The organism is Sulfitobacter sp. TCYB15 (assembly GCF_040435955.1).
GTDB lineage: Bacteria > Pseudomonadota > Alphaproteobacteria > Rhodobacterales > Rhodobacteraceae > Sulfitobacter > Sulfitobacter pontiacus.
In genome coordinates this window covers 225,803-249,040 of sequence record NZ_CP159194.1, presented here as the reverse complement: position 1 = coordinate 249,040, position 23,238 = coordinate 225,803, and the positions used below count along the sequence as shown (strand labels likewise).

Annotated in this window: 22 protein-coding genes; 6 read left to right on the top strand and 16 right to left on the bottom strand. The window is 60.5% G+C overall.

Annotation, left to right across the window (positions count from 1 at the left end):
- Positions 1–22: 22 nt before the first annotated feature.
- From ABM428_RS15610 to ABM428_RS15600, 3 genes are read left to right on the top strand one after another with little or no spacing between them, the layout of a single operon-like run.
- On the top strand, positions 23–493 hold the full coding sequence (locus tag ABM428_RS15610; protein WP_353628418.1) for a MarR family winged helix-turn-helix transcriptional regulator: 471 nt from the start codon (positions 23–25) through the stop codon (positions 491–493).
- Complete coding sequence (locus ABM428_RS15605) at positions 486–1,400, top strand: serine aminopeptidase domain-containing protein (protein ID WP_353628417.1); 915 nt, start codon at positions 486–488, stop codon at positions 1,398–1,400. Before ABM428_RS15610 ends, ABM428_RS15605 begins: the two co-directional genes overlap by 8 nt.
- Positions 1,397–2,155 (top strand): enoyl-CoA hydratase, encoded by a 759-nt coding sequence (locus tag ABM428_RS15600; RefSeq protein WP_353628416.1) that lies wholly within the window; start codon positions 1,397–1,399, stop codon positions 2,153–2,155. Before ABM428_RS15605 ends, ABM428_RS15600 begins: the two co-directional genes overlap by 4 nt.
- A 155-nt stretch (positions 2,156–2,310) precedes the next feature.
- Here ABM428_RS15600 and ABM428_RS15595 read toward each other — a convergent pair whose 3' ends face one another.
- Together ABM428_RS15595 and ABM428_RS15590 are read right to left on the bottom strand one after the other, a co-directional pair.
- Positions 2,311–3,585 carry a surface lipoprotein assembly modifier gene (locus ABM428_RS15595; RefSeq protein WP_353628415.1) on the bottom strand — a complete coding sequence of 425 codons (1,275 nt, stop codon included), beginning with the start codon at positions 3,583–3,585 and terminating at the stop codon, positions 2,311–2,313.
- 83 nt (positions 3,586–3,668) lie between these two features.
- Positions 3,669–4,361 (bottom strand): hypothetical protein, encoded by a 693-nt coding sequence (locus tag ABM428_RS15590; protein WP_353628414.1) that lies wholly within the window; start codon positions 4,359–4,361, stop codon positions 3,669–3,671.
- 171 nt (positions 4,362–4,532) lie between these two features.
- Between ABM428_RS15590 and ABM428_RS15585 the strand changes: the two genes are divergently transcribed.
- Positions 4,533–6,701, top strand: coding sequence for an ATPase (locus ABM428_RS15585; protein WP_353628413.1), 2,169 nt, complete (start codon positions 4,533–4,535; stop codon positions 6,699–6,701).
- Positions 6,698–7,339 carry a response regulator transcription factor gene (locus ABM428_RS15580; RefSeq protein ID WP_005848636.1) on the top strand — a complete coding sequence of 214 codons (642 nt, stop codon included), beginning with the start codon at positions 6,698–6,700 and terminating at the stop codon, positions 7,337–7,339. Before ABM428_RS15585 ends, ABM428_RS15580 begins: the two co-directional genes overlap by 4 nt.
- A 101-nt stretch (positions 7,340–7,440) precedes the next feature.
- Here ABM428_RS15580 and ABM428_RS15575 read toward each other — a convergent pair whose 3' ends face one another.
- From ABM428_RS15575 to ABM428_RS15525, 11 genes are all read right to left on the bottom strand, one after another.
- Positions 7,441–8,535: a C45 family peptidase gene (locus ABM428_RS15575; RefSeq protein WP_353628412.1), complete on the bottom strand. Its 1,095-nt coding sequence runs from the start codon at positions 8,533–8,535 to the stop codon at positions 7,441–7,443.
- Between the two features lies 1 nt (position 8,536).
- Positions 8,537–9,610: a PHB depolymerase family esterase gene (locus ABM428_RS15570; protein WP_353628411.1), complete on the bottom strand. Its 1,074-nt coding sequence runs from the start codon at positions 9,608–9,610 to the stop codon at positions 8,537–8,539.
- Positions 9,611–9,640: 30 nt separating this feature from the next.
- Positions 9,641–10,057 carry a CopG family transcriptional regulator gene (locus ABM428_RS15565; protein ID WP_353628410.1) on the bottom strand — a complete coding sequence of 139 codons (417 nt, stop codon included), beginning with the start codon at positions 10,055–10,057 and terminating at the stop codon, positions 9,641–9,643.
- A 78-nt stretch (positions 10,058–10,135) separates the two neighbouring features.
- Positions 10,136–11,557, bottom strand: coding sequence for a UdgX family uracil-DNA binding protein (locus ABM428_RS15560; RefSeq protein ID WP_353628409.1), 1,422 nt, complete (start codon positions 11,555–11,557; stop codon positions 10,136–10,138).
- Entirely contained in the window at positions 11,557–12,792 is a 1,236-nt protein-coding gene (locus ABM428_RS15555) for a putative DNA modification/repair radical SAM protein (RefSeq protein ID WP_353628408.1), read from the bottom strand. Before ABM428_RS15555 ends, ABM428_RS15560 begins: the two co-directional genes overlap by 1 nt.
- A 111-nt stretch (positions 12,793–12,903) precedes the next feature.
- Entirely contained in the window at positions 12,904–13,278 is a 375-nt protein-coding gene (locus tag ABM428_RS15550) for a response regulator (protein ID WP_005848648.1), read from the bottom strand.
- The gene (locus ABM428_RS15545) at positions 13,275–14,375 is read right to left on the bottom strand and encodes an HWE histidine kinase domain-containing protein (RefSeq protein ID WP_353628407.1); all 1,101 of its coding nucleotides are present in this window, start codon (positions 14,373–14,375) and stop codon (positions 13,275–13,277) included. The genes ABM428_RS15550 and ABM428_RS15545 overlap by 4 nt, the downstream gene beginning before the upstream one ends.
- Positions 14,376–14,522: 147 nt before the next feature.
- On the bottom strand, positions 14,523–15,311 hold the full coding sequence (locus ABM428_RS15540) for a heme ABC transporter ATP-binding protein (RefSeq protein ID WP_353628406.1): 789 nt from the start codon (positions 15,309–15,311) through the stop codon (positions 14,523–14,525).
- Positions 15,311–16,420 carry an iron ABC transporter permease gene (locus tag ABM428_RS15535; protein ID WP_353628405.1) on the bottom strand — a complete coding sequence of 370 codons (1,110 nt, stop codon included), beginning with the start codon at positions 16,418–16,420 and terminating at the stop codon, positions 15,311–15,313. The genes ABM428_RS15540 and ABM428_RS15535 overlap by 1 nt, the downstream gene beginning before the upstream one ends.
- Positions 16,380–17,240 (bottom strand): ABC transporter substrate-binding protein, encoded by an 861-nt coding sequence (locus tag ABM428_RS15530; protein ID WP_353628404.1) that lies wholly within the window; start codon positions 17,238–17,240, stop codon positions 16,380–16,382. Before ABM428_RS15530 ends, ABM428_RS15535 begins: the two co-directional genes overlap by 41 nt.
- Positions 17,237–18,292 (bottom strand): ChuX/HutX family heme-like substrate-binding protein, encoded by a 1,056-nt coding sequence (locus tag ABM428_RS15525; RefSeq protein ID WP_353628403.1) that lies wholly within the window; start codon positions 18,290–18,292, stop codon positions 17,237–17,239. Before ABM428_RS15525 ends, ABM428_RS15530 begins: the two co-directional genes overlap by 4 nt.
- A gap of 216 nt (positions 18,293–18,508) precedes the next feature.
- Here ABM428_RS15525 and ABM428_RS15520 point away from each other — a divergent pair, with 216 nt between their 5' ends.
- Entirely contained in the window at positions 18,509–20,536 is a 2,028-nt protein-coding gene (locus tag ABM428_RS15520; protein WP_353628402.1) for a TonB-dependent receptor domain-containing protein, read from the top strand.
- Positions 20,537–20,586: 50 nt separating this feature from the next.
- On the opposite strand, the gene ABM428_RS15515 is transcribed toward ABM428_RS15520, so the two are convergent.
- Genes ABM428_RS15515 through ABM428_RS15505 form a run of 3 tightly spaced genes read right to left on the bottom strand, consistent with a single transcriptional unit; the run spans position 20,587 to position 23,229 of the window.
- Complete coding sequence (locus tag ABM428_RS15515) at positions 20,587–21,027, bottom strand: cytochrome c (RefSeq protein WP_037966964.1); 441 nt, start codon at positions 21,025–21,027, stop codon at positions 20,587–20,589.
- Between the two features lie 54 nt (positions 21,028–21,081).
- Positions 21,082–21,822: a copper-binding protein gene (locus ABM428_RS15510; RefSeq protein WP_353628401.1), complete on the bottom strand. Its 741-nt coding sequence runs from the start codon at positions 21,820–21,822 to the stop codon at positions 21,082–21,084.
- Positions 21,823–21,870: 48 nt separating this feature from the next.
- A complete protein-coding gene (locus tag ABM428_RS15505; protein ID WP_353628400.1) occupies positions 21,871–23,229 on the bottom strand; it encodes a copper oxidase in 1,359 nt (452 codons plus the stop codon).
- Positions 23,230–23,238 lie beyond the last annotated feature (9 nt).

Here is a 23,238-nt window from a genome sequence, read left to right as displayed (position 1 = left end):
TAGTTCACATGCGAATTGATTTATGGCCAATACATTCAAGGTTTTTCACAAGCTCCAGATCGCACATTCAGCGCTCTTTCGCGCTGCCGACCGTCGCACGCGCAATAAGATAGGGCTTACCACGTCACAGCTTGCGGTGCTGTTGATCCTGTCGCGAAGGGACGGGCAGCCCATCAGTGATCTCTCTTCGACCCTTGCAATGGGCAAGTCGAGCTTGACCGGTCTTGTGGATCGCATGTGCGCAAAGGGTCTGGTGCGTCGGTCACCGTCGCCGGTGGATGGCCGTGTCATACATATCTACCTTGAACAGCCGGGCCGCGCGGTGCTTGAACAGGGCGCGGGCGAAATCAGCCAGTTCAATGCGGCGCTGCTTGCGCCTTTTCCTGCTGAGGAACAGGTCATTATTGAACGGTTTCTGACGCATCTGGCAGACAATGCGGACGGCATTGTGAACGGCCCTACCCCGCCGAAGAAAGGGTCAGCCGATGACTGAAGACATTACCCAAACGACAATCCGCTTCGCCGCCACCGATGGATGGGAGCTGGAGGCGGACATCCATACCTCACCTTCGCCCAAAATCGCGGTATTGATCTCGGCCGGCACGGGGTTCCCGCGTCAGTTTTATACCGGCCTCGCGATGTATCTGGCCCGCCAAGGTGCCGTTGTCCTGACCTATGACTATCGGGGGATTGGGGGATCGAACGGCAAGGATCTGGCCGGATCCGGGATCGACTACCCTGACTGGGGACGGCTTGACGCACCCGCCGCCCTAAATACGTTGGAGGAGGCGGCACCGGGCCTGCCGCTGACCCATCTGTGCCACAGTGTAGGCGGGCATTTTGTCGGCCTCATGCCGAACCAGTCCAAGATCACCCGACATGCGTTTGTCTCTGTCGGGACCGGATTTTTCGGCGGCCACCACCTGCGCAATATCCCGTCCGAGCTTTATTTCTGGTGGGTGTTGGGCCCCTATTTGCTGCTGCGCTACGGCTATATCAAACCGGCGGGCGGCTGGCGGGGCGAAGCGCTGCCGCCGAAACTGTTCAAGACATGGTGCCGGTGGAGCCAGCGCCGCAGCTATTTTCAACCGGACCTCGCAACGAAACTGGCACCGCATCACTACGACGAGGTCAAAGCCCCTATCCGGTCTTGGATCTTTCCCGATGACCCGATTGCGACGCCGTCAACCGCATCCGACCTTTTAAAGTGTTATCCAGCCGCCCCGCACGAGGTGATCATCCGCAAACCATCGCAGGTCGGTGTAACGCGGATCGGGCACGAGGGCGCATTGCGCAAAGGCCGCGACGCTTTATGGGCCGAATTCAGCGATTGGCTCATGGGCGCGCCTTCAACCGCAACCGATTTCCACCGCCATTCAAATCAACAGGATCAAACATGACCGAAAACATCAAGCTACACACCGACCAACGCGTCACGACCATGACCATCGCGCGCCCCGAAAAGCGCAATGCCATCACGCAGGATATGTATGCCGCCATGGCCGACGCGCTGGAAGACTATGCCCAGTCCAACGCGGTACGCGCCTTCGTGATCACAGGTGCGGAAGACTACTTTACGTCCGGGAATGACTTGCAGGATTTTGCCAAGGGAACCCGCAGCGACGGTGTGCCGCCCGTTATCCGGTTTCTGACCGCGATCTCCACCTGCCCCAAACCATTGATTGCGGCCGTAAACGGCCCGGCCATTGGTGTCGGGGTGACGATGCTACTGCATTGCGACCTGATTATCGCCGCCGACACGGCCACATTCAGCACGCCATTCGTCCAACTGGGACTGGTGCCAGAGGCCGCCTCGTCGCTTTTGCTGCCCGCCACCGTCGGCATGGCCGTGGCGAACGATATGCTGCTGGCCAATCGCGTTCTTGATGCGGCAGAGGCGCTGCGTTTTGGGTTGGTGTCGCGTGTCGCTCCCTCGTCCGATTTTGCCACCGAAGTCGCGTCGCTTGCGGCTGGTTTGGCGCAGGCGGCACCGACCTCGGTTATCAAAACCAAGGCGCTGATCCGTCATGGCAAAGACCAGATGACCGCCCAGATGGAGCGTGAGTCACTACTGTTCGCCGAACAACTGAAATCTCCGGAATTCGCGGAGGTCGTCGCCGCCAAGATGCAAAAGCGCCAGCCGGTCTTCAAATAGCGCGTAGCCTTGCGCCAAGGCACCCGGCAGGCGAAGCTGAGGGTTCAACCCGGTTTTCCGGGCTGAACGCAGGCTCGCTTGCCGGGTGACGGGTCATATCTCGAAGGCATGACCGAAACCTATGCAAGCGGCCAGCCACTTAGGGCCTAGTTTCTTCAAAACGATCGTGTCAGGCCGATGCTGGCCGTTGCGTTGCGAAACCTGTTGATTGAGATGGTGGAGCGTTGCTCTTCAAACCCGAGCCTCAGAACCTGTGTAAAGCCCTTGTAGCTCCAGTTCTGGTTGGACAGGTTCAGCATGACGCTTGATTTCTTGTCGACGCGGGCAACGCCGAAGATGGGATGCACGCCGTCAAATTCGTTCCGGTCAAACGACAGGTCCAGCCCGACCCGAAGACCGCCGGCAAAGGAATAATCGCCGCCGATGGTGACGCCCGCCGCATGGCCCGCGACGGGGCTGTAAGAGCTGGCACGGGTTTCCGCGCGCATACCTACGCGAAACACAAGCTGCGACGATGCCGCATAAGCGAATTGCGCAGCACCTGCTGTTCGGTTCACGTCGACACCGCTGCCATCGTAGGTGATACGTTCGCGCTGAAGCACCGCCGTGGCGCGGGCGCGGGTGCCGAGGTTGCGCGTATAGGACAGGCCAAGGCCGTAGGTATGCGCATAGGCCGCGTCATCAATCCAGCGCTGCGATCCATAGATCTCGGCCGAGACAAGACGCCCCTCATTGGCGAAATGCAGCAATGATGCACTGGTCCGAAGGGTCACTTCATCGGGCGCACGCCCGTCGAAAAGCCGGGCATCCAGATCCAGCGCGAACCTGGCGCGTAAGGCGTCCGTAAGACGCGGCACGGTCGCGACGCCCGTGCCAATCTCGAACGCTGTGGCGGATTGGGCGCGGGAATTCGGGTCCAGCCGCAGCACAAAGCCGCTGAGGTTCACCGTCTCTGCAGAGGTCCGGCGGGCGGCATTGCTTTCGGGCACAATGGCAAAACGGAAATAGCCCTGCCATTTTTTCGGTTTGGCCAAACGGTCAAGCTCCGCCTGCACTTTTGCCTGGACAGGGGGCGACAAACCCGCACCTTTGGCCAGTTCAAGGTGATATCGCGCCCGTTCGATCTGGTCGCTTTTCACCAATGCGTTCGCCAGCTCAAGCCGGAACGTGGGATCGTCCGGCCGCAAGATCACAAGCCGCGCCAGCGGGGCAACAGCTTGGTGTGATTTTCCGGAACGGTTGTAGGCGACCCCTAGAATCCACATCCGGCGCAGGGTCTCTGTCTCAGTCTTGGGTGAATACCCCTCGAGCAATGGAATAACCTCTGCGGCTTTTCCCTTGAGGATGCTTTGTTCTGCATCATCAAGGGAAAAGGCCGCTAATGGCGAGGCCAGTAAGATTAAAAATAGATTGTATAAAATTCGCCGCATCAAAGACCTCGGCTGCCGCGGGGAAAGCGGGTTTTTGCGGCCGGTAATTGACCGCATCCAAGAGACCCGCTTATCCGTCGCTTCTATTTCTTGTTGGCGTAGAATGTACCACCGACGCCCGCGTCGAAAATCTGCGGCGAGGGATTGTTCACATCGTTGATACCGCCAGATACCGGTCCAAGCATCGATTCCGCACCCGGCCCCATGAAGTTGCCGCCGAACTGCAAGGTGGCGTCCCCTTCATTCTCGCCATTACTCAGCCGACCGGACATATGGAACAGCATCGCACCGGTGTTTTGCTCGGGGACATTGACGCCCGCGACGACCTGCGCCGGAATGGTGGTGCGGCTGAGCGAGGCTGGCAAGCCTTGATCGACCGTCAGCGTCCCGTCCAGTTTGACGGAGTTCGAGGTGCCCGCCTCTGTCGCGACGATGTTGGAGGCGGTTCCGGTGAACGGATTGGTGGTCTGCCCGTCGGTCCAATCCACATCGACTGCCAGATCGCCAATGATTTCCGCGCTATTCGCATCGATATCGGTGCCGAAAATCTGAGCCGATCCGCTGTTCACGCCGACCTTCATCTGACCTTCGTAGCTGGCTTTCAGCGACGTGGGCATATCCGAAGTGGGGGCCTTTTGACTGACAGCGTTAAAGGCTGTCTCAAAATCCTGCCCGCCGCCAGCAAGCCCGCCGGCAGAGCTGCTTCCATTGCAACCAGACAAGACCGTCGCCACCCCAAGGCTTGCAATAACAATACTAAGACGTGCGTGTTTCATGAAATTCCCCTTGCTTGATTTAAAAAATTCTTCTTCACTTTTTAGATACCTACTTCATGAAATCGTCTCCCCCCTGTTCAGGGGGTGTCCTTGGACAAGAGTATTTTGAGAAGATGAGCCGTATAGAATGATTAAATTTGCAATTATAAATTTCGCTGTGTGGTCCATAAGATGACACGTCCACATGTCGCCCCAGGAGCCGTTTTCGCGCTTTGCGTCGTGCTCTATCTGGCCGCCGCCGCTGCCCTGACGTGGGTGGCGACGGCCCAGCCGTGGCTCGGGCTCAGGCTTGGCGTGGTGGGGCAAAGCGTTGTCGTCACTGACATCGCGCAGGGCAGCGCCATGGATCGCGAAATGATCGGTAAGCGGCTTTTGAGCGTTTCAGCGGATAACCAACCCCCAATCCCGGTGACACCCCTAGACCTGATAGAAGAGCCCGACGGGATCAGCGATCAAGAGACCCTGCGTCGGTTCTTTGACCGTCAGGATCGCTTGCATGACGCGTTGCGCAGCGGCGCAGTCACCCTGACGTTCGACCAAGCCGACGGCCCTGAAAGCGTATCGGCAAGGGTCCAGGAAAGCCGTCCGGTTTCGGATCTGCCGATGAAATTCTGGACGCAAATTTTTGTCGCGTTCGTGGGCATGTTTATCGGGACCTGGGTCGTCTGCCTACGCCCTCATGAACAGGCCGGATGGTGGTTTCTGCTTTCCGGGATCGGGCTGGCCTTGGCATCGTCGAGCGCCGCGATCTACAGCTCTCGCGAGCTCGCGCTTAGTCTGAAGGCCTATTCGGTGGCCTGCCGGGTAAATCCCGGTGGATCGCTGCTGTTCGGGATCGGTATGGTGACGTTGTTCCTCTCGTACCCGCGGCGCATTGTTCCGAAACCTGTGCTCTGGCTACCGACACTTCTGATCGGTGCCTGTATCCTCTTGGTGCTTGGCCCCGGCTGGCCGGACAACCTGAACAATGCCCCGGATTTCATCGCGATCATCATGGTGGCCCTGTTGCTGGTCATTGCCGCACAAGTCGCCGCCAATCGCCGCGACCCGGCCGCGAGGGCGATGCTGGGCTGGCTTGGCGTGTCGGTTGCAGTTGGTGCGGGTGGCTTTGTGCTAACGTCCATCCTGCCGACGCTCATGGGGTTGGCCCCGGTGATCGAACAAAGCACCGCGTTTTTGTTTTTCCTGATTATCTACGCCGGTATTGCCCTGGCGGTGACGCGCTACCGTCTGTTCGACCTGGCGAATTGGTCCTACGGCATCTTGTTCTACGGCCTTGGGGTGGCTTTGCTTCTGGGGCTTGATGCCGCGCTCATCTACGGGCTTTCGGTGGGGCGCGCCCCTGCATTTGGCATCGCACTCGCGGCGATCTGCATGGTTTACCTGCCCTTGCGCGACAAAGTCTGGGTGCTGCTCAAGCGCAACCGCGAGATCCCGGCGGAAGAGCTGTATCGCAGGGTAACCCAGATCGCCCATGCGAGAGACCCCGAAGACAAGCAGAGGCTGCTGCGTAAGTTCTGGTCCGATATTTTCAATCCGTTGCGCATCAAGGATCAACCGGCGTCTACCACGATCACCGCACTGCAAGACGATGGCCGTATCCTGACGCTCGCATCTATCGGCAATCTGCCAGCACTGTCGCTTGAGCTGGCCGGGCAAGGATCGCGCCTTTTCTCGTCGCGCGATCTGGCGCGGGCCGATGCGATCCTCTCGTTGCTTGAGGCCAGCCTGTCCCAGCACGAGACCTATCTTCAGGCCGTCAGCGCAGAGCGGCTGCGCATCAATCGCGACATGCATGACAACATAGGGGTGCTGCTGCTCAGCGCGCTGCATACCGGCCCTCGGGAACGCAAAGATCTTCTTATCCGCCAGACCCTCGCCGATCTACGAGAGTTGATTTCAAACCCGGATCAGACTGATTGGGATCTCCGCGATCTGCTCGCCGATCTGCGTGCCGAAATCATCACCCATTTCGAGGCCGCCCATATCACCGTCACGTGGCAGGCCGACGAGATCACCAAAGGCCGTATATCCCATCGGTTGGCGCATGCGCTGCGCGCCTTCCTGCGAGAGGGGACCAGCAATATCCTACGCCACTCGGGCGCGACAGAGGCGAAGGTCCAGATTACCCTGGAAAGCGATGGGTTGCAGCTTACGCTAAGCGATAACGGCTCGGGCTTTGACAGCAGCGTCGCCTCGCTTGGCAATGGTTTTAGAAACCTGAGAAACCGCTTCACCCAGTTGCAAGGTGCCTTCAGCTACAGCACCGGTGCCAAGGGCACCACCTTGACCGCGTTTCTACCTCTTTTCAGCACTCAGAAAGAGGCCGCAGCAGAATGAAGCGTATCCTGATTGTCGAAGATATCGTCGAAACCCTGCGTTGGCTGGTCGAGATCGTACGATCAGCATATCCGGCGGCCACAATATGCACGGCCAACTCGGTACGGACGGCGCTGTCAAAACTGGATGGCCAGATAGATCTCGCCCTGATTGATCTGGGCCTGCCTGATGGGTCGGGTCTCGAAATCCTGCGCGGCCTGAACAAGGCCAGCCCCTCTGCAATCAAGGTCGTAACCACGGTAATGGGCGACGACGCGAGCATTGTTTCCTCACTCTCCGCCGGGGCGGACGGGTATCTGCTGAAAGAGACAGAGGCGGCGGTGCTCTCTCGCCAGCTGACGCAGCTTTCTATGGGGTTGCCGGCGATATCACCCTCTGTCGCCCGCCGCATCATGGAACACTTCCGCCTCACCGGGCCGGTCGCCAGCCTGGACGGGCGCCTGACGGAGAGGGAGACCGAAGTGCTCACGCTCATCTCCAAAGGCCTGCGCAACGCCGAGGTCGCCTCCGCATTGAACATCGCAGAAACGACCGTCGCGGGATATATCAAGATCGTCTATCGCAAGCTCGGCATCTCCTCACGGGCGGAAGCCGCCTGGCACGCGAACCGCTTGGGGCTTGGACTGAAACCGGAATAGCGCCTGTGCTTGGCAATCCGATTTCAACGAAGACGTGTCTGCCGTTGGCGTGTTGTAGGGTCTGTTCCGCGTAATATAGCAAGGCCTTCCGCTTCGACGCCCTACGCCACATCGCCCCCGGCGGGAACAAACCTACGCCAATCAACCCCGCGGCCCGCTGCGTAGTCCAGACCGATTTGCACCCAATCGATGGCACCCCCTGCGGCCACCGATGACGGGGTGCTGCCATAGGTGACCTGCCGCGTGCCTTCCTCGAACGCGTCGATGGATTGGGGCCAGACCTCATCGTCCCAATGCAGCGTCATCTTCCGGCGTTTGGGTTCGTATTCGGCGGTGAAAAGCGTGCCAAACCCTTCGGCGTAGCGGTCTTGCTTGAGCGGCGCTTGGGTGAACTGGCCTGCCAGCGCTGACGGCGTGACCCCTTCGGATAAGACACTCACAAGGTGTTTTGACCGTTCAAACGTGCGGGTAAAACTGCCTCTGTCGGGCGTGCTGCCGTCGGTCTGGTGGTTTGTGGCGACGAGCCGCGGCTGCACCTTTGCCCCGCCACCGGCATACATCTCGACGCTGGCACCCGCACCCGAGGCATCGGCGACCACCACATTATACGGCATATGCGACGGCACGCGTTGCAGCACGCGCAGCGCTTGGGGCACGGTTTCACAGGTTTCCAGAACGTAGCGCAGGATTGTGGTGATACCGAACCCGCGCCCTGTTTCCTGCCGCCCGCCATAAGCCAGCGCGATGCTGAGCCCCGCATCATTGATGCCATCGGACAGACCCCAAAGGAATTCGACCATACCCATCACGCGCCGACCGGTCCAGGCGCTGTGCAGCAGCAGACCTTCGTTCAAGTCAGGCGACAGATCGTAGTTGCGCACCAGCCGAATGTCGTCGTCCGATGTGGCCACGGCAAGGGAGCATCCGCCCAGATAGCTTGGCGGGCACCACGTGGACAGGAAGCGTGCTGCACGGTCCGACCCGCCCGCGAGCGCTGTGAGCTTGGCGTGAACAGGCACTAACTCGGGCATATGTTGCTTTAGGGCCGCCTCGCAGGCTGCGCGGTCAGGGCCATTGTCGCCGCCGCGTGCAGTGAACCATGCCTCGTAGGCGGGCCATGAACGGGCCCATCGGGCTGCCCATTTCGGGCCCGGCGTGGCTTCGCTGATGGCGTCAAAGGTAAGGGAGTGTGTCATATCATGCGCCTTTCCTAGGCAAATCGAGGAAGAACCGCAGCATTTCGCGGCTGGCATCTGGTCCTGTGGGGTCCGTATATGACCCCGCGCTGTTGCCGCCCGACCAAGCGTGACCAAGGCCCGAGACGGTCCATTGTTCCATCACGACATGGCCTTTCGGTGCCATCACGCTGCGGCGGGAAAAACGGCGCCCGCCCGTGTTGCCGTCGTCCAGAACCTCGGGTCCGTTTGGGGCGTGTTTGGCGATCGCATCCGCATTCGCGGCACTCACAGTGCTATCCGCATCGCCCTGAAAGATGATCGTCGGGATGAATTCCCCTGTGTCAGAGCCTGTTGCCCCCTGCCCCATGGCCGCAAAAGCCGATGGCACATCATGGGCCGCACGGTAGGGCAAACCGGAATGGGCACCCACCGCGTCAAAGACATCCCGATAGGTTTGTCCCAGCACCACAGCCATCGCCGCGCCGGCCGACAGCCCCGCAACAAAGCTACGCCCTTGGGGAATGGCATGGTCGCGATGAAGTTGTTGCATCAACCCTGCAAGGATCGCCGGTTCACCAGCGCCGCGCATCTGATCGGCGGGGTCAAACCATTTCCAGCAGTTCTGCATATTCGCCATGCGGGATTGCGCCGGATAGACCACGATCAACCCATGCGCCTCTGCCAGTTGGTTCATGCCCGTGCCCTTGGCAAAATCCACAGGGGATTGTTTGCACCCGTGCAGCATCATCACCAAACCTGTCGGCGCAGAGCCTTTGAGGTTGGGAATATAAAGCCGATAGTCGCGGCTGCCTGCGCTGCAGGAAAAGCTGCCGCTGTCGAATGTGGCCCCCTCGGGCAGGTCCGGCTCGATGCTGTCGCCGCCGTTCAGGGTTGATTGCGCCAGCCCCGAAAGCGTCTCGCGTAGGCCGCGGCCGATCTTGGCTTTACCAATGGGGCTTTTGCTACCTTTCGCCATGCTTCCCAACCCTCCGGTGCCAAGCGCGTTCTGGATGGCTTCGGTCGCCGCTTTGGGGTTACCAGCGCGCACAAGTTTTCCGGCACGGCGCAGGGCCGCGTTAAATTCATCTGTCATGTCGCATTCCTTTTAAGGATGATGCCGGAGCTAACTGATCCGGTCGCCGAGTGCTTTCTTGACTTCGGTGCTGGCTTGAAGCGCCCCCAGCACGTTGATGGAGCCGATGGTCGCAAGGGCCAGCTCTGGCGTCACATCGCGCGCGATACGGGCCAGTCCGACAACCTTGATGTGCAGCACTTCATTTGCTGCCTGCACCGCCTCGAGATCCGCGACGGAGTAATCGCGCAGACCCATTTCCATTGTGTGACGGTCGATAGACCGTGTCACCGTCTCCGACTGGTGATCCAACTGCTTGCGGATCGCCATGCGGATGAAATCGCTGCGGTTAGAATAAAACCCCTCCTGCACCAGCAGGTCGATCCGCCCGAGATCGACAAAGCCGAGGTTGATCGTGATCTTTTCGTTCTCGGGTTGCTTTTCCCGTAGCTGCCTGACGTTGCTCATCTCTATTCTCCATCCATGTGGATGGTATATGGCATCCCACATCCATATTGCAACTACCCCCTACGAAATTACGCCTTTTCAGGCCAACATTCGTACGGCGGCGGTCAAATCGTCTTGAAATTGGGCGGTTGCGTCGGCTTTAGCCTGAGGATCGGGGAGGCGCAAAAGATACGAGGGGTGTAGCGTCAGCAGGACCGGCGTGCCTGAAGGCGTTTGTTCGACCGTGCCACGGCGGGCGGTGATGGCATCGCGCCGTCCGGTCAGCCCTTCGGCGGCCGTCGCCCCCATGCCCAAAATCAGCTTGGGTTTGACCTGTGCGATCTCGGCATCCAGCCACCAGCGGCAATGTTGAATCTCTGACGCATTGGGCCGTTGGTGCAGTCGCCGTTTACCGCGCGGGGTGAATTTAAAGTGTTTCACCGCATTGGTCACAAACGCCTTGTCCCGCGCCAACCCCGCCCGCCCTGCGATCTGATCAAAGAGCTGCCCCGCAGGCCCGACAAAGGGCCGCCCGCTTAAATCCTCCTGATCGCCGGGCTGTTCACCCACGATCATCAGATCGGCATCCATGGGGCCCTCGCCCGGTACGGCCTGTGTCGCATTGCAATGCAAGGGACAGCGGGTGCAGGCGGCGATATCCTTGGCCAGCGCGTCTTTCGGGCCCTCCCATGCGGATTGATGCGCGGCAAGCTGCGCCTGCACCCGCGCCAATCGCTGCGGCGGGAAAGAGGGCGCGGCCTCGGCCATGGCGCGGGCGCGGGCGGGGGCGTCGGCGATCATTTGGGGGATATGCGCCGCCTCGGGCATGTCCTTCCAGTATTTCTTGGGCATCTCGGACTGCATGGCTTTGACCATCAGCCGCGCGGGATTAAAGATGTTCTGGAAATAGGTGATCCACAGCTGTTCGCTCGCGTCTTCAGGTAGGGCGGGCTTTTCCTGCCCCTCGCGGAAGGTCAGTTTGCCCCCCTCGAAAATCGCGCAGACATCCGGCGTGAGAATGCGCCAATCCATATCGCTGAACCGACGCAGGAAGAAGTCGGCGGTGGGTTCTACCGTGTGATACGTCGGCTCGAACCACGCGGCAAAGGACCGGCGGGGGGCATCGGGCGTGCCAATCTCTCGGAAACGGACGAAGGCTTTCATCTTGTGCTGGCAGCGGTGCACATTCTTCTCCATCCGCCGCAGACGCGACAGATCAGCATCGCCGCGATCCGTCATCAACTGCGGCGCGTCCTTCAACCGCCACAAAAACGCATAAAGTCGCGCAAACCGTTCGGGATCACTGTGCCAGACGACACTGCTTGCCATGCTGATGAAACTACGCGGCACGGTCACCTGCCCGCCCGTCTGCATCGGGGCAGTGTCGCCAAAAAGATCGGGCGCCGTGCTGGTATCGCCCCACAGGATCGCCTCGGGCGGGATGCCGGCGGCCAGAAACTGCCGCGCCGCATCACGCCACGCCTGCGCCGTGCCGATCTTGGGCATGACCGCGCGGTGCATCAGAACAGGGTCAACTGTTCAGGCGGCGGCGCAAACCGCGCGCGCAGATCAATACTGTCGGTCAGCCCGCCGGGGGACCAGCCCCCCGCAGTGACAAAGCTGCGCGCCTTTTTCATAGATGCGCCCATGCGGATCAGATCCTCGTAGCGCAGGGTGCGGTGGCGGCGGGTGGACAGGATGCGGTTCACCGTCTTCACCCCGAACCCCGGCACACGCAACAGCATCTCGCGGCTGGCGCGGTTCACATCCAGCGGGAACACCTCGCGGTGCACCAGCGCCCATGCGAGTTTCGGGTCGACCTCAAGATCAAGGTTCCCGTCCGCGGTGACGGATGTAATCTCGTCCAGCTGGAAGTCATAGAACCGCAGCAGCCAGTCCGCCTGATAAAGCCTGTGTTCGCGTTGCAAAGGCGGCCGGATCAGCGGCAGCTTGGCCGAGCTGTCAGGGATCGGCGAGAAGGCAGAATAATACACGCGCTTGAGCTTGTAGCTGGAATAGAGCCGCGTGGACTGGCCCAGAATGGCCGCATCATTCGACCCGTCCGCCCCGATGATCATCTGCGTCGACTGCCCCGCAGGCGCAAAGCGTGGTGGGAGCTTGCCGGTGTGGGATTTGTCTTTCGACACCTCTTTACGCAGCCGGAAATCGGCCATCGCTTTGCGGATCTGATCGGGCTTCTTTTCGGGCGCATATTGCTGAACGGCGGCATCGGTGGGCAGCTCGACGTTGATAGATAGTCGGTCTGCCAGCAGCCCTGCTTCGGCGATCAACTCTGGCGCGGCGTCGGGGATGGTTTTCAGGTGAATATAGCCGCGAAAATTCTCGTCGTGGCGCAGCTTGCGAGCGATCTGCACCATGTCAGACATCGTCGCATCGGGCGACTTGATGACGCCCGAGGACAGGAACAGCCCTTCGATATAATTGCGGCGATAGAATTCGATGGTCAGCTTCACCACTTCATCGACACTAAACCGCGCCCTAGTGACGTTGGACGAGGCACGGTTGATGCAATAGCTGCAATCATAGATGCAGAAATTCGTCATCAGGATTTTCAGAAGCGAGATACAGCGCCCGTCCGGCGCATAGGCATGACAGATGCCCGACCCCTCGTTCGACCCCACGCCCTTGCCATCGCGCGAGTCGCGTTTCGTCGACCCCGAAGAGGCGCAAGACGCGTCATATTTCGCCGCGTCGCTCAGGATTGCCAGTTTTTGCTCTACAGATTGCTTAGCCATATGTTCACTATATGTTCACACATGGCCGATGTCACTGCGGCAAAGCAGCCCTGCCCTGCGCCGCAGTGTCGCGGCGCGCGGGATTTTGCCTGCGGGTCCTTTTGGGAGGCCTTACTCGGTCTCTAGGCTTGGGTAGACACGGCGCAGCGTCTCGATCAGCTTCTGGCTGCTCACGGGCTTTTTCACGACGCGGTCGTCCGGCCCGAGAAAGCTGATCTGGTCGGCGTCATATGCGGTGATGAACACGAAAGGGATACCCCGTTCGCGCAGGATATCCGCCACGGGTTTCGATGTCTTGTTGCGCCCAAGGTTTACGTCAAGAAAGGCGATATCAATATCCCCATCACGCGCTTTTTCCTTGGCGTCTTCCAGATGGATACTCGGGCCTACGACGTTAAAGCCGATGTCTTCCAGCAGGTCGGACATCTCGAATGCGACCACGACCTCATCTTCGACGATGAAAATATTCTGAGGTTGATTTGTCATTCTACTGCCTGCTCTTCCGTCTGTTGCGGCATCTTCAAATGCCATTCATATCCATCTGGCCCGAAAACCGTATCGATTTTCCCGCCCGTTTCCGCCTCGAGGGCACGCCCTGTGATGAAGCTACCAAAACCTGTCTCGCTGGGTTTCTCGGCGGCAGGGCCGCCTTGTTCCACCCAGTGGAGTTCAAGGGGGGAACCCTCGGTGGCACTTCCTTGTTCCCAAGATAAATTCACAACACCGTCAGGAACCGACAGGGCGCCGTATTTCATCGCGTTTGTCGCCAGTTCATAAAATGCCATCGACAAGGACAGCGCCTGGCGCGATGGCACCTCTACCTCCGGCCCTTTCAACGTGATCCGACCGCCGCCTATAGGGTCGAGCACATCGGCAGCCACGGCACCAATAGCAGCACGGTCCCATGTGGTGCCCACCAGTTTGGAGTGGGCCGTCGCATAGGCGTTAAGCCGTTGGTCAATCGTTTCGCGGATACCGCGTTGAATGCTCATCTTGCGCAAGGACTGGCTGACGATGGATTTCACCACGCTAAATGCGTTCTTCACACGGTGGTTCAACTCGGCAATCAGGATGTTCTGCGCCTCGCGCAAGCGGCGTTCTTCGTCGATGTCGATCAGGGCGACGGTCGCGCCGATCCGCTCCCCCTCGCCGTCAAGCACCGGCTCGCCGATGATCCGCATCCAAAAGCGGGTGCCGTCGCCGCGCTGATAATCCACGTCGATCTCGACATGGTCCTCGCGGTTCTGGATCACCCGCGCCAGAGGGTATTCGTGGCTTTGTACACGGGACCCATCAGCATGGTACGATACCCATTCACCATAGGCGTCCACGTCGTCAGAATGCAACACAGGGTGGCGCACCATCTTTTCGACGTGGCTGTTGCCGTAGATAATCTTGCCTTCGGCATCGGCCATGACGACCCCGACGGGCACCGTCTCCATCATCGCTTCGAGGAAGTTCAACCGATGCGACGCCCGCTGCGCCCGTTTCTTCGGCGCATCCGCGTCAACATTCTTTGCCGCCAGCTCCTCTTGCACATGCAAAAGCTCTGTCGCCATCTTATCGGTGGGCTGTGTCGGCATGGTCTGTCCTGGGTGATTGGTGTGGTGTGTCGGTTGACATAGACCGTCAGACGCTGGTGTCTAGGTCTAGCGTCACATTTACGTCAGTCTGTCGAAGCTCATACGTCAACCGATATATATGTCAGCGCGCTGGCGTGGTGCCCGGCCCTACCCCATACGCTCCTGCGCGACGTGTGGCAGGATATAGCTTTGACCGGCTGCGGCGGGCGTATTGACGGTCAGGGTGCAGCCATAGGCTTGGGACAGGATGGCGTTTTGCATCACGTCGGCGGGCGTGCCGTGCTTCAGGATCTGGCCGTCTTTGATCATCGCCATGTGATCGGCGAACATGGCCGACAGGTTCAGATCATGCATGACCGCGACCACGCCGCCGCCGCGATTGGCGAATTCCTTGAGAAGCCGCATCACCATAAGCTGATGGCCGATATCCAGACTGGCAACAGGTTCGTCCAGCAGCAACCAACGGGGCAAGCCGTTCCGCACCGGATGCCAAACCTGACAGAGCACGCGTGCCAGCTGCGTGCGTTGCTGCTCTCCGCCCGAAAGCTCTTGATAAAGCTTGTCTGCGTAGCCCTCTAGCCCCACGGCATGCAGGGCGCGGGCGGGGATATCGTCGCGGTGTCCCGATATGCCGCGTCGTAGCCCCATGCGCACGACCTCGGCCACGGTAAAGGGGAACGCAAGCGTGGCAGACTGCGGCAGCACCGCGCGTATCGCTGCCAGTTCCCACGGGTGCAGATCGGCGACGTTTTCGCCGTTCAGCAGAATGCGGCCGGTGAAATCGACCTCGGCCGTGATCGCCTTGAGCAGCGTCGATTTGCCCGAGCCGTTGGGCCCGACAATCGCCGTAAGCGCGCCGGCATTGGCGGTGAAATCGACCCCATGCAGGATGTCTTTTTTGCCGATACGGGCAACAATATCGCAGGCGCGCAGCATTACAGATCCACCAACCCACGGCGCCGCAGTAGGATCCAGAAAAACACTGGTGCGCCCAGAATGGCGGTGATCAACCCGATGGGCAGTTCCGCCGGCGCGATGATGACGCGGCTGATGATGTCGGCGGTCAGCAACAGCGTGGCCCCCAGCAGGGCAGCGTTCACCAGCAGGGGTTCGTGATCGGGTCCCGTGGCAAGACGCAACAGATGGGGCACGACGATCCCGACAAAACCGATCCCGCCGGACATGGCGACCGCCGCACCGGTGGCGGCGGCGACCGTGAGGATGGCGGTATGCTTCACCCGCTGCACCGGCACCCCCATATGCGCGGCTGTTGCCTCCCCGAAAGCGAGCGCATTCAGCCCGCCGCCCAAGCGCATAGCCACACCCGTCGCCAGAAGGATCAGCGGCCCCGCAATGGCGACCTTGGTCCATGTGGCACCGGCAAGCGAGCCGAGCCCCCAGAACGTCAGATCGCGCAACTGCGTGTCATCCGCGAAATAGATCAGCAGCCCGCCCAAGGCCCCTGTCAGCGCGCCCAAGGCAATCCCCGCCAGCAGCATCGTCGCGACAGAGGTGCGCCCGCGCCGAGTCGACACGCGATATAGCAGCAAGGTTGCCGCCCATCCGCCCAGAAAGGCCGCCAGCGGGATCAGCCAAAAGCCTGCCATGGTGAGCACAGCCACCGGCAACAGCCCGCCCAGAACGATTGCCACGATCGCGCCCAATCCGGCACCCGCACTTACCCCAAGCAGGCCCGGGTCCGCGAGCGGGTTGCGAAACAGCCCCTGCATCACCGCGCCTGACACAGCCAGCGCGGCCCCGACACAGATGCCCATGATCAGCCGCGGCAAACGGATATCCCAAAGCACTACCCGTTCAAGCTGCGTCAGCGGCGCACCGGTCACGATCTTGGCCAGGGCATGCCACAGCGATGTGCCCGACGCCCCGATCGCAAGGCTGCCGATGGCGGCGACTGCCAGAACAGCCGCCAGCCACACATGCGCCTTGCGCGCGGCACGACGGCGGTCGCGGGGCGGGGCGAAATCTGCAAGCGCGGTCATCGGATCAGTCGGCGTAAAGCGCGGCGTGCAGATCGGTGACAGCATCTGCCGTGCGCGGCCCGAACCCCAGCAGATAAAGCCCGTCCATCCGCACCAGCGACCGGCTGGCCGCCGCAGGGCTGACGGATATGGCAGGCATCGCGAACAGCTCTGCCTCGGTGCTGTTGTGATCGCCTTCACGCGCCATCATCACCAGCACATCGGGCGCTGCGGCCAGCACGGCTTCGTCCGTGATGGGTTTGTAGCCCGCAAACCCCGTGACCGCATTCACCGCGCCAGCCAGTTCTATCATCGACGCGGCCGCGGTATCAGTGCCCGACGCCATGATCCGCCCGCCTTGGGTGCTGAGGATGAACATCACGCGCTTGCGCTCTGCCTCGGGCCGGTCTTGCGTCGCGCGGGACACGGCTGCCAGCTTTTGATGCACTTCAGCAGCCAGCGCTTCGGCCTGCGGCCCTTTCCCAAGCGCCTGCCCGACGGCGCGTATCTTGGTGCTGACCCCTTCGGCGGTATAGTCGTCAGGGACGATGACAAAGGGGATATCCGCCTGCTCAAGCACCTCGATTGTTTCGGGCGGTCCGGCACCTTCCTCGGCGATGATCAGCTTGGGGCCTGTGGCCAGCACCCCTTCGGGCGAGAGCGCGCGCATATAGCCCACGTCCGGCAAGGCAGCGGCTTCAGGCGGATAGCTAGAGGTCGTATCCCGCGCAACCAACTGATCCTGCGCGCCGAGGGCAAAGACGATCTCTGTCACCGCGCCGCCGATGGAGACGACGCCCCCTGTGGGTTCCTGTGCCGTGGCGGGCAGCGCTGTGATTAGGCCAAGCGCCGCGACGCTGATAGCGGTCGTGAAAGCGCGGATCATGCGGGCACCTCGACGTTCAGGCTCTCCAGCCCCGCGACAAGCTTGCCCCATGCGGGACGACAATCGCGCCCTTCCTTGCCGACGCCAAAGACCTGAAGGATAAGCCCCCCGTCCTTGTTGAAGGCCTCGACCGAAACAGCGGGGCCGCGTTGCGTGGGCTTGTCGACGGCCCAGACCTCGGCGATGTGATCAAGCCGCAGGTGCAGGTTAAAGCGGGGGTCCAGCACGTTTTGCCACGGGCCCATGGATTTCAGCGTGGTGATCGGGCCCGAATGAATCTGGATACACCCGCGATTGCCGGTAAAGACCATAATCTCAAGCTCTTGCGCGACCACCTGATGCAGCATGGCATCGACAGCAGAAGGCTGCAAAGCGCGTGCAAAGGGCTCGCCCGCGATGCGGTAGGCCCCTAAGCGGTTCATCTTGAGCTTGGAGGTCAGGCGCAAGAACTGATGCGTGTCGGTCAGCCGCGCCCATTCCTTTCGCAGGATGTCCAGCTTCGACAGATCGGATTTCGGCACCTCGTCAGGGTCGCGCGGTACCACGTCAAGGGTGGGGGATTGATCTTCCAGCGTCAGCCCTGCTTTGGCGCGATCAAAGGCCGCCACATCGGACCCGTCGCGCAGAAAGATCTTATGTACCGCATCCCCCGCAGCATCGAACACCTGCAGGCTGCGGCGCGTACCGGCGTCCGTCTCCTTCTCTACGGCAAAGGCATGATGCCACCGGCTGGGAAAGAGCCGCAGATCGATGTCATCGGTGAGGATCATCGATGCATGGGGACCGGGGTGGTAGTTATCATAGGTGCCGACCTTTTCGTTCACGCAGGACGGGTTGCGGGTCAGCGCCATAACCGCGCCCAGGGTCTGGGCGGCGCGCATGATCTCGTCGGGGTGCGCATTGATACGCCGCACGCCATCGCCGGTATAGGCCGCCAGCAACTGCGCCTCGCTGATCCTGAGCTTGTCGGCCACATCACGTTCGCGCAGCTTTGCGTGGTCGGCGCGGAAGGCGCGGATATCCTCGGGGGTCGGGGGAACGGAATGGGTCATGCAGCACCTTCGCCATATGGGTTAAAAGAGAGGGGGCTGGCGACGCGCGTCGGGCATCCGCTGGCAAAGGCGCAGATCAGAACCTGCCCTTTAATGTTGACACTTTTAGTCAGTCTTTTTAGAACCCGCAAGAGCGCAACCCCTCTACGCCCCTTTTTTCACCGCCAGCCCCTCGCAAGCATTCCGTCAAACCTATTGCTTGCAAGGATGTCTTCGATGACCAAAGCCGCTGGAACCCGTGCCCTATTAAGGGGTACGACAAGCCTGATACTTCTTTCCCTAACCCCGCTCCCCCTCGCCGCGCAGGAGGGCTTTCTAGGCACGCTCGTTCTGGGCGAGAGCAAACGCGAGGTGCAGACCGATACGGCAGTATCCATCACCACAGTCGACCAAGAGGAGATCGACGACCGTCAGGCGGGCACCGTGGCAGAGCTGATCGATTCAGTTCCCGGCGTGAGCCTTGTGAACGGGTCCACCCCGCAAGGGTCCGGCATCAACATCCGCGGCTTCGGCGCGAACGATATCTACGGTGCGGATTCCAAAGTCGCCGTGCAGATCGACGGGGCCACCACCGGGGCAGAGCGGCTTTACCGGATCGGCACCCAGCTGTTCACCGACCCGTTCCTTTACAAGTCGGTCGATGTGATCCGCGGGTCCGTCGGCAGCTTTGAATACGGATCCGGGATCGTGGGCGGTGTCGTCCGGCTTGAGACGAAAGACGCGTCGGATCTGACGGATGGTGAGCTTGGCTATGTACTGGGTCAAACGCTGGAGTTCAGCACGAACGGCGACGGCATCACGTCTTCCAGCGTGCTGGCGTGGCAACCGACCGAAGATATGGAGTTTCTGCTGAACTACACGTGGCGCGACCAGAACGATCAGGTGGATGGGGACGGGGCGACTATCGGTAACAGCGCCTTCACCCTGCCGTCGGGACTGATCAAGGCGAAATACAGCTTTGGCCAGAACCGCGATCAATCGCTGACCTTCAGCCTGTCGCACACCACCGCAAGCGACCGCGACGTGCCCTTTGACAGTTTTACCACCACGGCGGATTCCTTTGGCACCGTTGACCGCGATACGGAGTCCACGACCGCGGTGCTCACGTACAACTTTAACCCAGCTGACAATGATCTGGTGAACCTTGATGTCGTGCTATCCTACGCCGACCAACAGATCGACCAAAGCTATGTCTCGGGCAGCTCACCCCTTGAAGGCACCCCGCAAGGGGCCGGTGTTCTTGCCTTGGCGAATGCGGATCATCGATATCAAACAACGAAACTGGCGTTCAAAAACCAAAGCCTGTTCACCTCGGGCGTTGTCTCCCATGATCTGCGGACCGGGCTTGAACTGATCCACAAAGAACGCCTAGATGCCAGCAACGCCCCCGGCGGCAAGGACCGTCGCGTCGCTGTCTATGCGGTGGATGACATGCGCATCACTGATGCATGGACCGTGACACCGGCGCTGCGCTACGAGACATCGAAGATCACCGGATCAGCGGCACCGAATGATGGCACCTATGAAAACAACACGCTGATGGGCGGGCTATCGGTGCGCTATGCCTTCGGGAATGGTTTGGCCCTTTTCACCAGTGCCGCCTATACCGAAGGGCTGCCCATGATCGACCATCTGGGCACCGATGCCGCGATCACCTCTTCCGAGAAGGCAGAGACATACGAGATCGGTGCCTCGTTTGACCGTCATGATCTGTTCCGCAACGGGGACCAATTCGCGATCAAGGGTGTCTACTACGAGACCACCTTGACCGATGTCAGCAGCTATTCGGTCTCGGGGGTACGCCCGCCTGCACCGGCGCTGGACCGGGTCGAAACCTCGGGGCTGGAGCTTGAAGCCTCTTACGCGTTGGACACCGGTCTTTACTTTGACGTGAATGCCAATGTGGTGCGCGGGACGGAGTATGAACCGGGCGGTGCTTCCGGCGACTGGCGGTTGCTGCCTGCGGACAGTCTGCGGGTCACCGTGGGCAAGAAATTCGGCAAAGAGCTTGACCTGAGCTGGGAGGTCGTGGGCAACACATCCGTAACAGACGACGGCGAGACCTCGGCAGGATTTGGGGTCCATAATCTGCGCGCCACCTATGTCCCGCAAAACGGTATTCTCAAGGATACGCAGTTCCGCGTCGGGCTAGAGAACGCTTTTGACAAAACCTATACGCCGCATCTGTCGACCCGCACGGCACCGGGTCGGAACGTGAAATTCTCGATCTCGCGGATGTTCTGAAACGGCACGGGCCCCCGGGTGTAACGCACCTCGGGGCCTTGCCCTTTGGCTTAGTCGATCCCGTTCTCGCGCTGAAGGCGGCGGATATAGGCCACAATGTCCATCACATCGGCCTGCGTGATCCCTTCGACGGGAGGCATGTTTCCGAACGGCCAGTGATGCCCCCGCACCCCGTTTTGCGCGGCCAGCAGGAACGCCCGGTCGCCGTGGTGGCTGGGCTCGTAGATCACATGCACCAAGGGCGGTGCGACGCCGTCCTGCCCCTGACCATTGGCCCCGTGGCAGGCCGCACAAACCGCATCATAGGCGCGCTTTCCCAGCTGCTCCTGATCGGTGAAACTGTCCGGCACCTTCACGGGTGCCAAGGCCCCCTCCGCAAGCTCGGTCGGGCTGGTCTCGGGTTGATCATGATGCGAGAAATACCACCCGCCCGCCGCTGCCGTCAGCAGCGCAAAGGGGACAACCCACAGCAATACACGCGATGTTTTCATGTCTTCGCCTCTTATGGGGCGGGCACCGATGTATGACCGGAGCCCGCGTGTGGATTACTTCAACTCGACGACGGTCAGCTTGCCTTTGACGGGCTCTGCGACGAATTCGATGCTCTGACCTGCAGAGAGCTTGCCGATCATGGTTTCATCGGCGCGAAACACCATGGTCATCGCGGGCATATCAAGGTTGACCAATGGTCCGTGATCGATGGTGACCTTCCCGCCTTTGGTGTCAACTTTCTTGACGGTGCCCTTGGTATAGACGACCTCTGCCGCTTCGGTTTCTGCCTCGGCTTTGGCGCTGACTTCGATGGGGCCGTACATGCCGGATTCATAGTGACCGGGGATCAGGCAAGCGAATTCAAACGTGCCGGCATTGGCAAAGGTCCAGATCACCTCGCCCGATTGGCCGCCCTCAAGACGGACCGAATTGGGGTCGTCATGTTCCATATCCATCTTCGCCATCATTTCCTTGTGCTTGGCGTTGCCTTCAGCGTTATCGATCACGAACTCATGCTCAAGCTCGCCCTTGTTGGTGACCTCAAAGCGGATGGTTTCCCCCTGCTCGAACGCGAAACTGTCGGGTTCAAAGATCATATCGCCGTCGTCGGTCTCGCGCATGGTGACGGCAATGGTGCGGGTGACGTCAGCCGCCGTACCGGGTTTGCCCACTGCCATCATTTCGGCATGCTTGTCGGCGTGGTCGTCATCATGCCCGCCAGAGTGGGAACCCGCCGCAAAGGCAGGGCCGGTCAAAGCAATGGCGAAGGCGGTGGTCATCAGAAGGTTTTTCATTATGTTTTCCTGTATGGTTTTCAAAGTGTTATGTGGATGCAAAACGGGTTATCCCTTTTGCGTTGGTTTCGGGGTCAGGATGGTTTTGGGGCTGTTGTTCGTGGCGAATTCCGGTAGTTCTCCGGTCCACTCATAGGCTTCCTCGCCGGGGGGGTTATCGTACCATCCGGGGTCGGAATAATCGTCCGGCGCAATGCCGTCGCGTACCTTTACAACAGAGAACATGCCGCCCATTTCGATCGGCCCGTGTTTACCCCAGCCGTTCATCATGGGGATCGTGTTCTCGGGCAGTTCCATCGACATCTTGCCCATGTCCCCCATGCCCGCCGTACCCATCGGCATGTAGCCCGGCTTGAAGCTGCGCATCTTGGGGGTAAGCTGGGATTTATCGACACCGATAAAGGTCGGCACGTCGTGGCCCATGGCATTCATCGTGTGGTGCGACTTGTGGCAGTGGATCGCCCAATCGCCCAGGTGGTCCGCCGTGAACTCATAGGCGCGCATCGCGCCGACAGGAATGTCGATGCTGACCTCGGGCCATTGCGCGCTTTCCGGCACCCAGCCGCCGTCGGTGCAGGTGACCTTGAAATCATAGCCGTGCATGTGGATCGGGTGGTTTGTCATCGTCAGGTTGCCGACGCGCACCCGTACCCTGTCGCCCTTGTTCACGACCAGCGGATCAATATCGGGGAAAATCCGGCTGTTCCATGTCCATAGGTTAAAGTCGTTCATCGTCATGACGCGCGGCACATAGGTACCGGGGTCAATGTCGAACGCGTTGAGCATGATCAGGAAATCACGGTCCACCGGCATGAACGTCGGGTCTTTGGGGTGGACGACAAACATGCCCATCATCCCCATCGCCATCTGGACCATCTCATCCGCATGGGGGTGGTACATGAAGGTGCCGGATTTGGTCAGGTCGAACTCGTAGACAAAGGTCTTGCCCGGTTTGATCCCCGGATGGCTCAGCCCGACCACGCCATCCATGCCCGAGGGCAGGATCAGCCCGTGCCAGTGGACGGATGTGTTTTCTGGCAGCTTGTTGGTGACATAAATCCGCACACGGTCGCCTTCGACCGCTTCGATCGTGGGGCCGGTGGACTGGCCGTTATACCCCCACAGATGCGCGATCATGCCATCGGCCAGTTCGCGTTCTACGGGCTCCGCGACTAGGTGGAATTCCTTGACGCCGTTGTTCATGCGGTAGGGCAGCGTCCAGCCGTTCAGCGTGACCACGGGCGTGTAATCCACCCCCGTCGAGGGGCGCGCCGTGACCGCAGTCGCGGCGCTGTCCATATGCGCAACTTCCGGCAGCCCCATGTTCAGAGTTTTGCCCCACGCCTGAGAGGACACAAGTGTCGCCCCCGCCGCGCCGGCACCGAGTAGTTGACGTCTGTTCATCATATTGTTTCC

Coding starts and splice junctions, on each gene's coding strand:
- ABM428_RS15565 (WP_353628410.1), bottom strand. CDS start 10,057: ATGAGCAACGTCAGGCAGCTACGGGAAAAGCAACCCGAGAACGAAAAG.
- ABM428_RS15555 (WP_353628408.1), bottom strand. CDS start 12,792: ATGGCTAAGCAATCTGTAGAGCAAAAACTGGCAATCCTGAGCGACGCG.
- ABM428_RS15575 (WP_353628412.1), bottom strand. CDS start 8,535: ATGACACACTCCCTTACCTTTGACGCCATCAGCGAAGCCACGCCGGGC.
- ABM428_RS15515 (WP_037966964.1), bottom strand. CDS start 21,027: ATGAAAACATCGCGTGTATTGCTGTGGGTTGTCCCCTTTGCGCTGCTG.
- ABM428_RS15540 (WP_353628406.1), bottom strand. CDS start 15,311: ATGCTGCGCGCCTGCGATATTGTTGCCCGTATCGGCAAAAAAGACATC.
- ABM428_RS15600 (WP_353628416.1), top strand. CDS start 1,397: ATGACCGAAAACATCAAGCTACACACCGACCAACGCGTCACGACCATG.
- ABM428_RS15605 (WP_353628417.1), top strand. CDS start 486: ATGACTGAAGACATTACCCAAACGACAATCCGCTTCGCCGCCACCGAT.
- ABM428_RS15580 (WP_005848636.1), top strand. CDS start 6,698: ATGAAGCGTATCCTGATTGTCGAAGATATCGTCGAAACCCTGCGTTGG.
- ABM428_RS15590 (WP_353628414.1), bottom strand. CDS start 4,361: ATGAAACACGCACGTCTTAGTATTGTTATTGCAAGCCTTGGGGTGGCG.
- ABM428_RS15560 (WP_353628409.1), bottom strand. CDS start 11,557: ATGCACCGCGCGGTCATGCCCAAGATCGGCACGGCGCAGGCGTGGCGT.
- ABM428_RS15505 (WP_353628400.1), bottom strand. CDS start 23,229: ATGATGAACAGACGTCAACTACTCGGTGCCGGCGCGGCGGGGGCGACA.
- ABM428_RS15510 (WP_353628401.1), bottom strand. CDS start 21,822: ATGAAAAACCTTCTGATGACCACCGCCTTCGCCATTGCTTTGACCGGC.
- ABM428_RS15520 (WP_353628402.1), top strand. CDS start 18,509: ATGACCAAAGCCGCTGGAACCCGTGCCCTATTAAGGGGTACGACAAGC.
- ABM428_RS15610 (WP_353628418.1), top strand. CDS start 23: ATGGCCAATACATTCAAGGTTTTTCACAAGCTCCAGATCGCACATTCA.
- ABM428_RS15530 (WP_353628404.1), bottom strand. CDS start 17,240: ATGATCCGCGCTTTCACGACCGCTATCAGCGTCGCGGCGCTTGGCCTA.
- ABM428_RS15525 (WP_353628403.1), bottom strand. CDS start 18,292: ATGACCCATTCCGTTCCCCCGACCCCCGAGGATATCCGCGCCTTCCGC.
- ABM428_RS15545 (WP_353628407.1), bottom strand. CDS start 14,375: ATGCCGACACAGCCCACCGATAAGATGGCGACAGAGCTTTTGCATGTG.
- ABM428_RS15585 (WP_353628413.1), top strand. CDS start 4,533: ATGACACGTCCACATGTCGCCCCAGGAGCCGTTTTCGCGCTTTGCGTC.
- ABM428_RS15595 (WP_353628415.1), bottom strand. CDS start 3,585: ATGCGGCGAATTTTATACAATCTATTTTTAATCTTACTGGCCTCGCCA.
- ABM428_RS15550 (WP_005848648.1), bottom strand. CDS start 13,278: ATGACAAATCAACCTCAGAATATTTTCATCGTCGAAGATGAGGTCGTG.
- ABM428_RS15570 (WP_353628411.1), bottom strand. CDS start 9,610: ATGACAGATGAATTTAACGCGGCCCTGCGCCGTGCCGGAAAACTTGTG.
- ABM428_RS15535 (WP_353628405.1), bottom strand. CDS start 16,420: ATGCTGTCACCGATCTGCACGCCGCGCTTTACGCCGACTGATCCGATG.